This window comes from Campylobacter concisus, assembly GCF_002913745.1.
In the GTDB taxonomy this organism is placed as follows: domain Bacteria; phylum Campylobacterota; class Campylobacteria; order Campylobacterales; family Campylobacteraceae; genus Campylobacter_A; species Campylobacter_A concisus_R.
Window position 1 is genome coordinate 51,140 of sequence record NZ_PPCG01000002.1, and the last position, 11,789, is coordinate 62,928.

The following is an 11,789-nucleotide window of genomic DNA, read 5'->3' on the forward strand; positions in this document are numbered from 1 at the left end:
TATTGTACTGGAGTACGATATAAAAGATATTTATAATATAAATAAATGGCATTGTGATATTTTATATCCCAAACTAAATTTATTTACCATTACTCTACTCCTAGCATATACGACCATTAGATAGCTTTTTATCGTGTTTTATCTTTTAAATGACTTTTAGGATTTTTGTTTTTATAGCCACTATCTTATACCAACCATGGAGATAAAAGGTGTCTTGCATCTACTTTAATTAGCTAAATATTTTATCTGAGAATTTTCTCCAGCTAAATTTGCAATAAAAAAGTAGAAAATTCTATTATAAACTAAACTTCTAAAAATAAAGGCTCTCAAAAACTTAGGTATTTTATATTACTGCTATACTTTTGATGCCTCTAGAAAATTTCTCTACCCCATCTCTATCCCAGCATCATCTTTTGTAAATTTACTACTTAGCTCTGGCATCTCATTTACTATAATATCTTTTAGCTCAGGATTTGTGCTTGCTATTTCTAGCAAAAGACCTAAGCTTTTGTCATTAAGGTCTCTTAGCTCAGTATTTTTACTTTGCAAACTTTCGGTTTTACGTGTTAGAGATTGATTTTCTCTATCTTGGCTCTTTATCAATACACTTTGCTCATCTATCTTTATTTGTTGATTGGTATGTGCTTTTAGTCTATTTTTAAGATGCGTTATCTCATTATCTTGCTCAGCTTGGGTCTCTTTTAAATCATCTAGCTCTTTTTCTTTTAAGATTATTGCACTTTTCTCTCTAACCTCCTCTATGATCTTGTTTTGTTCCATTACTTGCCCAGTAAGAAGCTCTACCTTTTCTTTTAGCTGTTCGTCTGATGTGATGGTTATATTCTCTTGCATTTGTCCATAAACTAAATTTGTAAATTCTGCTAAAAAGGCTTTTTCGCTACTAGCTTCCATTTTAAAATAGTTGATCTCTTCTCTTAAAAACTTGTATTCTGGCTTTATATATTCTTTTGCTATACTAATTATCTGCTCTCTAATCTTGCTCCTTAACTCTTTCTCACTCTTATATTCACTTGCTATTTGGTGCATTTTGGTTAAATTCTTATGTCTATTTTTACTTGGCTTACCACGAAGTACCTGACCTTCAAATGCCTCTGCTCCCATATCTTGTAGCTCTTTACCAAATTTTGCTGTTTTTGACCTGCCACTAAATCTCAAATTTGCATGCTTCTCAAAGTTGTAGTTTGTAAAGATGATGTGATAGTGCTTGGTCTTTTCGTCATTATGCTCAGCCACAAGCAGACACTTTGCGCCATACTTCGCGCAGTATGCGTTTATAAATCTCATTACTCTATCCATATGTATGTTTTCATTTATAAATTTTGACTCTTCGTCGTTTAGCCCTTCTTTTGGCTCTTTCTTCCTATCTGTACCAAATGTGATGATGACTTCACAAAAACTAGCCATATCTTTGCGCCAAGTTCTACGTATAACTATATCTTTACCTTGTCGTTTTTGTGTGTAGGATTGCTTGCCATAGTCTTTCTCAAAGCTATCCTGAAAGCCTTTAAGTAAATTCTTTACAAAAGCTATATTGTGTAGTTCATCATCTTTGCTATTGGCATCTCTCATATTGCCATTGCCATTAAATTCACTTAGGAGCTTGTAGCGATTAATAGTGACTGGGGTTTTGTTAAGATACTTTATATGCTCAGTTTGATTTTTCTCACGACACGCATGTGCAAACCTGCCTATGGCTCTACCATATGTTAAAAAATCCGACCTTACGTTTATAACTAGGTTGTGATCATTTATTGTATATACATTAGCCATGGTAAATTACCTCACTATATGAACTTTCTCTCGTACCAGCGGTACTAGTTACTATTAATGAAATTTTTTTCATTTTCTTCCTTTTTAAAATGTCTTTATAGTAATTACACCAATTTTGAAAAAAATCTGCGCTAGAAATGCAAAATTTTGTGAAAAAATATGTCATTTAAGAAAAACAAATTAAAAATAGTAAAAGGATAAATGCCAAAAGTGTGTATTTAAGGTAGTTTGAGATAAAAAGCTAGAAGCAAGAATTTAAAACAAATTTATTTTTATGGTATTAAAAGGGTGATGGCTTTATAATCATTGGAATTTTTAAGAGACTGTCCCACTTTAGTAACTAAGTGTTCCACTCTTAAAGGAAATTTTAAAGAAAGGGAAAGAACAAAAGCATCACTGCTAGTGCCTAAAATAGGGTGTTTTGGTGTCACGGGGGAGACTTGAACTCCCGACCTCCGGCTTATGAGGGTTTAAAAATAAACCTTATGTAAGCACCAAAAAGACGGCACACAGCTAGTTTCACACTAGATATCTGCTACATTTTGCTACAAAGTTATATTGCATAGGTAACAAAGATGCAATATCTAGTCAAACGAAATGGCATATACTACTTTAGAGTAGCCATTCCACTATATTTGAGGCCTTATTTTGGTAATAAAACCGAATACATAACCTCCTTCCTCACAAAACGCTTTGATACAGCAAAAAATCGTGCTAAGATCTACTCTATAATTTTTAACGCGATCAAAAAGGCATGGAAGATGAATTTGAGCAGCGAACTTATAGAGCACTTGGTGCTTATGCTCTTAAAAGCCAAGGAGGCCAAAAGTATCAAAGAGCATGATATGCTTGGCAGATATATAAATTTAGATGGACTACTATCACTAAATTTGTTTTTAAAACAGAGTTTAAAAGAAGATAGCTTACCCAGTGTCATATCAAAAGAGATCGATGAGATATGTAAAAAGCTATCTTGCACTGATCCTCAAACCAAAAAGCTTCTTGGTAAAAGAGTGCTTGAGGCAACGATAGATAACATAAATCACATATCATATAAGATGTGTAAAAACCAAAAGATATTAAATGATAAGCAACAAGCATTTGTGCCACTTGGTAAAAAGCATAAGAGCACAAATTTAGATGATAGCACCAAAGACGAGATAGCAAAGGGCATTAAAGAGGCTAACATAGATAGCTATCAAGATGACATAGAGGCTTTAAAAAAGCAGGATTTGGTGCTACCTTTTACTAAAAAGTCCTTAAAGCACTCTGTTAGTGAGCTAAGAGATGCCATAAATAAGCTAGCAAAACAAAAGGGTGCACTCACACAAAACGATATCTTAAGAATATTTGGTTGTGAGTTATCGCCAGATGGAGACAATGAGCTAAGTGAAGATCTAAAATTTGGATATGGTAATTTGAATGATCCTACCTTTGGTGGTCAGGTAAAGCTATATAATGCAGATGAATATGAAGATAAAGGCATAGTTTTAAGTGACATTGAGACTAAAGATCTTGCTTTGAACGATACAAGTGATGCTAGTGGCATGACTTTTAATGAAGCTATAAATTTCTTCCAAAAGCTCTTCTCAAATAGAGCTAAAAGCTTTAAATCACAGCTAGACTCACCTACTAAAAATGAGAGTAAAGCCGACTTGGTCACGCTAAAGAATGCTTTTGAAAACTATGTATCAAACACAAGCATTTCAAACAACTGGAGTGATAGCACATTTGGTCTTGTTAGGCATGTAGGGCGGCTAATGTCTATGAAATTTGGCGAAGAGCTAGATATTAAAAAGATAAAAAGAGATGAGTTGCTAAATTTTAGAAATGTCTTATTGCAACTACCAACCAAACTCTCTCAAAATAGTCTCTATAAAGATAAGAGCTTAGATGAGATCATAGCTTTGGCAAAAGATAGGCCAAAAATTTCTAAATCAACTATCAAGAAGTATATTGTTAGAGTTAGTGAGTTTTTTAAATACTGCTACGATAGTGACTATATAGATAAGAACCCAGCAGTAGATCTACAAATAAATTTAAACCAAGATGACGTTACAAATAAAAATCCTTACGAAGATAGTGACGTAAATGCACTTTTGGATATTGTGAACAAGATCAGATCAAGTGGTGATACTAAAAGTCAAAGAATTAGCAAAGATGAGCTATTTTTCGTTACCCATATAGCAGCTTATTCTGGCATGAGACTAAATGAGATAATACAGTTAAACACAGATGACATAGTCGAAAAATATAACATAGTATGCTTTAGTTTAAATACAAAAGTAGATGTAAAAACAGGCAAGAAGCAAGACTTTAAAGACTAGAAACTCTGTAAGGATAGTTCCTATCCACTCTAAGTTAGGTAGTATTGGGCTGTTTGAATTTATAGAGAGTAAAAAGAAGCTAGCTAAGCAATGCGGCAAAGCAGTTAGGTTATTTAATTGCGACAATAAAGACTTCTCTGAATATTTTAGAAAAAAGATTAATACTAAAGTTATAAAAGATGGTGATAAGACAAGGACATTTCACTCATTTAGGCACACTTTAATAAACAAGCTCATCCAAAGTGGCCAAAGAGCTGAACATATAGCTGCTCTTGTAGGACATGAACAACAATACAAAATCACTATGAATACTTATGGGGAGCCAGTAACTCCTAAAATTCTAAAGGATCTAGTTGAAGAGGTAAATTTTTATCAAGGAGGGGAAGGGTGAGCGTAGTAAACTATTTAGAATGATGGGATTGTTAACATAAATAGTAAAGGTTGATTTATAATTTAAGGTTATTTAAGATTCTGAAATTATGCTTAATTTTATGACTTTTTAATATTTTGCTATATGTTATTTTATTTATCTTAAACGGATCAATAAACAACGAAAAGCATAACCTGAACCAGCTTGCATATATATTCTATATATGGTATTTGCTATCAAAAAGCCATCTTGTATTTCATCTGGGCGAGGATACTTTTTGTCCGACAAGTCAGACAAAAATACCTCGTTAGGGATAGTCCCTAAAACCCCATATTTATTATACAGCCTAAAAAATTACTGTATTTTTTCCATAAGAACCAAACACTAATAACTCAAACGCATCTTTATTTTCAAAAAAATACCCTCCTTACTGGTTTGTCCAGTAAAGAGGGCACATATCAAAACCCTTCTCTTTTTCTTTTATAGAACTTTTGCGTTATATACTTCTTCGGGCTTAGCGGCCAATAGTCTTGCTGCCATATCTTTTTTCATCTGAATCAAAGTAGTCTCTTCTTCTTCACTTCTATCTTCTTTTCTTGATAATTCAATAAATTCTTTTAGTACAAAACCTGGCTTTATGGTTATAACGACTGTTTTATCTCTATACTTGAATTTAAAATAATATCTTCCATGGGGACTTTCTAAGACTTCTTCAGCTTCTTTTAAATTAATATCAACGGAAATTCTACCACCTGTTACGCATCTTGTTACCATTTCAAAAGCATCTAGCCCTCCCGGTCCCGGAAATGCTGTAATAAGATATATCTCTCTTCTTTCTAATAATTTCCCATCATCTAAAAGTGGAAAGGCTCTACTCATGACTTGAAATGCATGAGCTACTCCCCCGGGATAACCTACACCATGATAGTTTAGTAAATCATCAAAGCTATATTCTAATTCATGTCCTTTTTCTAATACTTTTATTTTATCCATGTTTCTTCCTTTCTTGTTAAAACTACTTCCTCAATATTGTAGCAACTTCATCATCTGATAATTTGTAATCATATTTCTAATACTTTTATTTATCCATGTTTCTTCCTTTCTTGTTAAAACTACTTCCTCAATATTGTAGCAACTTCATCATCTGATAATTTGTAATCATATACATATTCAAAGAAATTCTTTAACTCTACTTCCATGTCCATATCTGAAAACAATTGTGGATACTGTATTTTTGCAGCCCATTTAACTGTAAGCGGAGTTTCAACCCCAGGAGGATCCCACCTATAAACACCTATAGGAATTTTGTATACTTGTTTGTTAGCTACAGCTTTAATTGTTGACCAGTCTCTACCTTCCTGCTTATTTTCAATAAAGTCTTCCGGCATTAAGTCTGAATGATTTCCTAAATAAATGATATCAGGGTTCCATACAATCATCTGCTCCATGTCCACTTCAGCCAATTTACCCTTAAGCTCGTGGGCCGGATTATAGGCTCCACTTGGTTTCATCCAATGGTCGTATGTTTTTACAGCTATTTTCATGTCACTATAAAACTCTATAACTTTTGGTTTATCTTCATCTTTTATTTCAGCTAACTTTGATGTTACTTCATTAATTCCTTTGTCCATATATTCAACTAATAAGTCGCCACGTTCTTTCTTTTGAAGTACTTCAGATATCATTTTTATATTTTCTTTTATACTGTCAAATTCTGCCCTCTTTAAAGCTACTACCTTAAGTCCTGCAGCTTCCATTTTTTCAATTTCTTTCTCAATATTCGAATAAATAAACACTACATCCGGTTTTAGCTTCAATAACTCTTCCACGTTAACAACTGAGTCTTTTGAACACCATTTAGTATTCGCATTAGCTAGTTGTGGATACATGTTTTTTAAAACACTTTCTTCAAAAGCTTTAATAGAAGATGGGTTGCATCCTACAATTTTATCTGTCTTTCCATCAATTGCATATATTATAGACGGAAGAGGCTTGTCCACCGTTGCAATTCTTTCCGGTGTTTTTTCAAATTTAATCGTTTTTCCTCTAACATCAGTAACCGAGTATTCGCTTTCTTTTACCTCTTTAACTTCTCGCACTTGACTAGCTTCTTTTTCCTTGTTTTCACTGATTTCATTTTTATTACTTTGAGAGCTGCCGTCACAAGCATTTAAAATTAATGCTAGTACTAAAAATAATAATAAACTAATCCTTCTTTTCATTTTTCCTCCTTTGAAAATTATACACTTAGTGGATAAACTCCAAACAAATCTGCAACTTCTTCTCTTAATATATGAGGTCTTTGTCTAAGAGCTTTGCCAACTTCTATCTTTCTTTCTAAATCAACTTGATTAATTCTTTCTTTTAATTTTCCTTCTTGTTCACTCCTTTCTTTAGCAGAGTAAGGTTCTTGATATAGGGTTTTAATAGCTTCATTAATTTCATCTTTTGAATTAAAGGTTCCCAGTACAGAATCTATAAAAGGAAAGGACAGAATATATGCATATGCCGCTTGAACCAAAGTTTGGTCTTCTTTTATACGAATAGCGTTAAATATATCTTCATAAAGCAACAAGTCTCCTGTTGCCAGCGGATTCATAGCTATTGTCCCTATATCTTTTTCATGAGTCTTCATTATTCCTTTTAATCTGTATTTGGAATTAATTATATTAAAGCCCTGTAAACTATAATCAAATTTATACTCCCCAATCATCTCAATTAGTTCTTTATTTTGTAAGTGTGAAGAAAAAGTAATATGCTTAATAAGTCCTTCTTCTCTTGCTTTTTCCATCTCTCTTATAGCTCCATAGTTTTTAGCTCCTCTCCATTCTTCAAAAGATTTTACACCCCAAAGACAAGTAAAGGAGTCAATACAACTTATTCCTAAATTCTTCAAAGAATTTTCAAGATTTTTTCGAAATGTTTTAGAATCTCCGGCATGTGTCTTTGACATAATATAAAATGGTTTTTTATGCTTCTTCATTTCTTTTATGGCTGCACCTAATATAAGTTCTGAACAATTGTTTCCATAAGTATCGCCGGTTTCAAAGAAATTTATTCCTTGTTTATATGCATAGAAGAAATTTTCTGCATGTTTATCTATATCTTGGGGATTCTTTAAGTGATGACTTCCCATAGATATTCTTGAAATTTGTATGCCTGTAGATCCTAATTTTCTATATTCCATTCATTAACCTCCTTCTAACAGTTCTATATGGCTTTATAAGGTGCAACTGTTTTGTATTCAACTTCTTCTGCTTGAAAAATTAAAATTTTAGCTTTGATCTGAAAATACTTTTGTAAGTTATCTTCAGTAATGGCTTTCGAACTTTCATCAAAGGTTGTTTTGTAGTCACTACCGATAAACAAAGTTTTGTCAGATATCTGCAATGCATGACTAGGAAAATGAGTGTTTATTATGCAAGCAGATTTTTTATTTACATTTATATGTTTAATTGCCTCTATGATTCTAATTTGATTCTTCATATCCAGGTTTGACTCCGGTTCATCTAAAATAAGAAGTTTTGGATTAGAAACAAGAGCTCTCGCAATCATAACCATTTGAAGCTCTCCTCCGGATAGCTCATCACAGTATCTATTTGATAGCTTTTCAACTCCTAATTCTTTTAAAGTTTCATAAGCTTTATCATAATCTTCCTTCGTAGGGATATGGAAAAAACTGTTTTCCTTGTCTAAACCCATCACAACCATTTCTAAAACCCCATAACTAAACACACTTTTCTTAACTTGAGGAACATAACTTAAGTTTTCCCATAATTCTTTTTCTGCATATTCATTTATATCTTTGCCGAACAATAAGGCTTTTCCCGTGTCCCATTTTAAAAATCCCATAAGACACCTTAAGAAAGTAGTTTTACCCACCCCATTGGGTCCAAGAATGGACATTACTTCTTCTTCTTTTAAATCAAATGAAATATCTTTTAAAATTTTTCTCTTGTCATATGAAAAAGTACCTTTTTTAACTTGGAGTATCATCTTCTTTCTCCCGAATTCTTTCTAAGTATAGTTATGAATAATGGCGCACCTATAAATGCTGTTAATATTGAAATGGGAATTTCATTGCTTGTAGCTGCTCTTGAAAGGGTATCTATCAGTAATAAATAAATTGCTCCCATAACACAACAAGTTGGAATAAGGTACCTATTATCATTTCCGATAACCATTCTCGCCAAATGGGGAATTATTAAACCTATCCATCCTATAATTCCACATACAGAAACTGTAGTTGCAGTTATCAATGTTGAGAGTAAGATAACCACAATACGTAATTTTTTTACATTAATTCCTAAAGACCTAGCCTCATCAGAATCTAGAGATAAAAGATTCAATTTCCACCTTAATAGAAAGAAGCCGAAAATACAAGGTATTATTATTATTGAACAAATAACAAGATCTCTATAGGATACACTTGCTAAACTTCCCAGCAACCACATAGTGATAGTTGGAAGCTTATCTTCCGGATCTGCTATATATTTAATAAATGATATTGAAGCATCAAATAGTGACTTTACAATTACTCCGGATAAAACTAACACATACAAATCTGTTCGTTTTTTTACTCTGGATAGGTTTAAAACTATATAAACTGCTAAAAGCCCCAGAAGCAAAGAAACATGCTGAGTCACTATCATGTCTAGGGATAATAATATAGATAAAGCCGCCCCAAAACCTGCTCCTGAAGACACCCCTAGTAAGTCCGGGCTAACTAAAGGGTTTGAAAAAACAGTTTGATATGCTGCTCCTGCCAGTGATAGCCCTGCACCTACTAAAACTCCCATAAGTATTCTAGGTAGTCTTATGTCAATTACTACACTAGTTTCATGTACATCTAAGCCGCTAACATCTCCGGTTATTGTTTTGTATATAATCATAAATGCTTTATAGGGGCTAACCTGATATCTTCCTAAACAAATACAAGTTAGTATTAAAAGCAATAGCAATACAAAGAGAACCAATATGCATAATTTTTTATTCTTAAAGAAACCTTTCCCCATTTATCCACTCTTTCTAATTAATAGTAAAAATCTTTTATATAGTCTCCTATCCTCAATATAAAGAAGTTAACAAAATTTTTTTAGATATTTGCTCTAAATTAGGACTTAAGGATAAGTCATAAGAGATTATTTCATTTGTATACATATCAAGTATTGGTGAAATGTTGCATTTACTCCATGAAAAGTTAAATTGAGATACATCAGTACTCCATTTTTGTAACGGCTTATCAGCTTTAAAATTTCTGTCTATTATATTATCAGCAATCTTGCCTACTTTACCTTTGTATGAATGATATTTTTTCTTTACACTATTAAGAATCCTATTATGAGTTACTTCATAATCTCCGTTTGCCATGATTTACCCTCATTTCTTTAAATGTAACTTGATTGTATTATAGCACTTGTTATATTTGAAAGTCAAGATATTGATACGCATATTCATCTTTAAAATGATCATCATCATACTCTTCATATACATAATCATAATTTAACCTAAAATGCACATTACCAATGTACGCATCTACCATTGTTGTGTTAGCAGTCGGTTTTTTAGTGTAGGCTTCGATAGTTAGGCTTGCTGGCAAAAAAGATTCTTGGTAAGTAAATTCACTTTTGGCAATAACACATTTTTAATTTAGGTATGAACTACAAAATTCTAAAAACTTAGCTCCTAATTCATCTGCTAGCTCTCTTTGTGTGCTAGCCAAATCTACAAACTGATGTGCCCCGTTAGATAGATCACATCGCCGATTTTGATATTTGAAAGATCCTCGGCGCTTATAGGCGTGGTTAAAATTTTCTTACTCATAGCGCAAACTCCTTGTGCGATTTTACGTCAAAATTTAGATCAGCGTCCCAGACGATATGCCCTTTGCGGTGCGACCAGCAGCCCACGTTTACAGCAACGGCTATGACGCTTGGATGGCGGGCGCAGTTTTCGATATGTATGCCCATCACGGAGCTTGCACCACTCATGCCTTGTGGGCCCAGACCTATTTTATTTATGCCATCTTCTAGCAACTTTTCAATTAATGCGGCACGTTCGTTTGAATTTTTAGAGCCAAGCGGTCTCATCAGCGCCTTTTTAGATAGCAAGGATGCCACGTCGATCGAAGTCCCCACGCCAACGCCCACTAATAGCGGCGGACAGGCGTTTATGCCGTAGCTGGTCATTATGTCCATGACGAATTTCACGACTCCCTCGTAGCCCATGCCGGGCATCAGTACGGTTGCCTTACCTAGCAGACTACAGCCACCGCCCGCCATATAGGTGTGTATCTCGCACTCGCTGCTATTTGGCACGATCTCCCAAAATACGCTCGGCGTGCCCTTGCCGACGTTTTTGCCGGTGTTGTACTCGTAAAACGTCTCGACACTGTTATGGCGAAGTGGGGGCTTCACGAGTCGCTTGCAGCACCGCCTCTCGTAGCAGCTCCTCAAGCTCGCCAATTAGCGGAAAATTTGCGCCGTAACGGACGAAAAACTGGATCACGCCCGTATCCTGACAGGACGGGCGGTCTAGCTGCTTTGCAAGGCGCTGGTTTTCAAACATCGTTTCATAGATCTCTTTTGCCAGTGGTTGCGTTTCACGCTCAGCGAGCTCGTGCAGCTTCGCCGTCATGTCGTCTGGCAGCACCTTGCCCGTGTAGCCGACGAATTTCGCCATGACCTCAGTCATCTTTTGCACGGCTTTTTCTTTATCCATCGCCTCTCCTTTGCTAAATTTTACTTTCAAATTTTTCATAAGCGCTCGCCAGGACGCAGCCCACAGCGTAGCAGAGCAGGTCGGTAAAATCAAACGTTCCGCCGATTATTACTTTTAAAATTTTATTTTCTACGCCTAGAATTTGCACGACGCCAAAATACTGCACAAGTTCCAAAGCTGCCGCAAAGGCAAAAATTTTAAGCGCTAAATATAGCTCTCACAAACGCGTAAAGCAAGATAACCGCCAAAACATCGCCCAGATAATGGCGCACGAAGCCGCCCTTTACGCAAACTGCGATGTAAATTTCGACCGCCAAGATCACGCCAGCCGCGACTAAAAAGGCTAGTCTTGTTCGTACGCTTTGTCTTTGCGTTTTTATTTGATCGCCTAAATTTATCTCTTGCAACGTTTTTTCCTTAAATTTAGCTCATTTATCCGCCGCTACGCAAGCATAAATTTAGAGATGATTTATCAGGCTAGCGTTATACGCAGCACCGTATCCGTTGTCGATATTTACGACGCTGACGCCGTTTGCACAGCTATTTAGCATGGCTAGCAGTGCCGCTAGTCCTCCAAAATT

10 protein-coding genes and 3 pseudogenes are annotated in these 11,789 nt (G+C 34.7%); 2 read left to right on the forward strand and 11 right to left on the reverse strand.

Annotated elements, in window-relative coordinates:
* Positions 1-384 precede the first annotated feature (384 nt).
* The gene (locus CYO90_RS00405; RefSeq protein ID WP_103578052.1) at positions 385-1,791 is read right to left on the reverse strand and encodes a hypothetical protein; all 1,407 of its coding nucleotides are present in this window, start codon (positions 1,789-1,791) and stop codon (positions 385-387) included.
* 575 nt (positions 1,792-2,366) lie between these two features.
* On the opposite strand from CYO90_RS00405, the pseudogene CYO90_RS10645 reads away from it, so the two are divergent.
* A pseudogene (locus tag CYO90_RS10645) lies at positions 2,367-2,456 on the forward strand (DUF6538 domain-containing protein); the annotation flags it as partial.
* A gap of 96 nt (positions 2,457-2,552) precedes the next feature.
* Positions 2,553-4,118 (forward strand): integrase, encoded by a 1,566-nt coding sequence (locus CYO90_RS00410; RefSeq protein WP_258030602.1) that lies wholly within the window; start codon positions 2,553-2,555, stop codon positions 4,116-4,118.
* An 850-nt stretch (positions 4,119-4,968) separates the two neighbouring features.
* Here CYO90_RS00410 and CYO90_RS00420 read toward each other — a convergent pair.
* From CYO90_RS00420 to CYO90_RS10395, 10 genes and pseudogenes are all read right to left on the reverse strand, one after another.
* On the reverse strand, positions 4,969-5,481 hold the full coding sequence (locus tag CYO90_RS00420) for a hypothetical protein (protein WP_034965947.1): 513 nt from the start codon (positions 5,479-5,481) through the stop codon (positions 4,969-4,971).
* A gap of 119 nt (positions 5,482-5,600) precedes the next feature.
* Positions 5,601-6,710 carry an ABC transporter substrate-binding protein gene (locus CYO90_RS00425; RefSeq protein WP_103578053.1) on the reverse strand — a complete coding sequence of 370 codons (1,110 nt, stop codon included), beginning with the start codon at positions 6,708-6,710 and terminating at the stop codon, positions 5,601-5,603.
* A 17-nt stretch (positions 6,711-6,727) separates the two neighbouring features.
* Positions 6,728-7,675, reverse strand: a complete 948-nt coding sequence (locus CYO90_RS00430; RefSeq protein WP_021086681.1) for an aldo/keto reductase — start codon at positions 7,673-7,675, stop codon at positions 6,728-6,730.
* A gap of 23 nt (positions 7,676-7,698) precedes the next feature.
* Complete coding sequence (locus CYO90_RS00435) at positions 7,699-8,484, reverse strand: ABC transporter ATP-binding protein (RefSeq protein ID WP_009295486.1); 786 nt, start codon at positions 8,482-8,484, stop codon at positions 7,699-7,701.
* Positions 8,481-9,503, reverse strand: a complete 1,023-nt coding sequence (locus tag CYO90_RS00440) for a FecCD family ABC transporter permease (RefSeq protein ID WP_021086678.1) — start codon at positions 9,501-9,503, stop codon at positions 8,481-8,483. The genes CYO90_RS00435 and CYO90_RS00440 overlap by 4 nt, the downstream gene beginning before the upstream one ends.
* 52 nt (positions 9,504-9,555) lie before the next feature.
* Positions 9,556-9,858, reverse strand: coding sequence for a hypothetical protein (locus tag CYO90_RS10325; RefSeq protein WP_198425265.1), 303 nt, complete (start codon positions 9,856-9,858; stop codon positions 9,556-9,558).
* Between the two features lie 449 nt (positions 9,859-10,307).
* Positions 10,308-11,208 (reverse strand): annotated as a pseudogene (gene ttdA, locus CYO90_RS00455) (L(+)-tartrate dehydratase subunit alpha).
* 13 nt (positions 11,209-11,221) lie between these two features.
* Positions 11,222-11,374 carry a DUF2809 domain-containing protein gene (locus CYO90_RS10385; protein WP_258030604.1) on the reverse strand — a complete coding sequence of 51 codons (153 nt, stop codon included), beginning with the start codon at positions 11,372-11,374 and terminating at the stop codon, positions 11,222-11,224.
* Between the two features lie 31 nt (positions 11,375-11,405).
* Positions 11,406-11,615 carry a DUF2809 domain-containing protein gene (locus tag CYO90_RS10390; protein ID WP_258030605.1) on the reverse strand — a complete coding sequence of 70 codons (210 nt, stop codon included), beginning with the start codon at positions 11,613-11,615 and terminating at the stop codon, positions 11,406-11,408.
* Between the two features lie 51 nt (positions 11,616-11,666).
* A pseudogene (locus CYO90_RS10395) lies at positions 11,667-11,789 on the reverse strand (nickel pincer cofactor biosynthesis protein LarB); the annotation flags it as partial.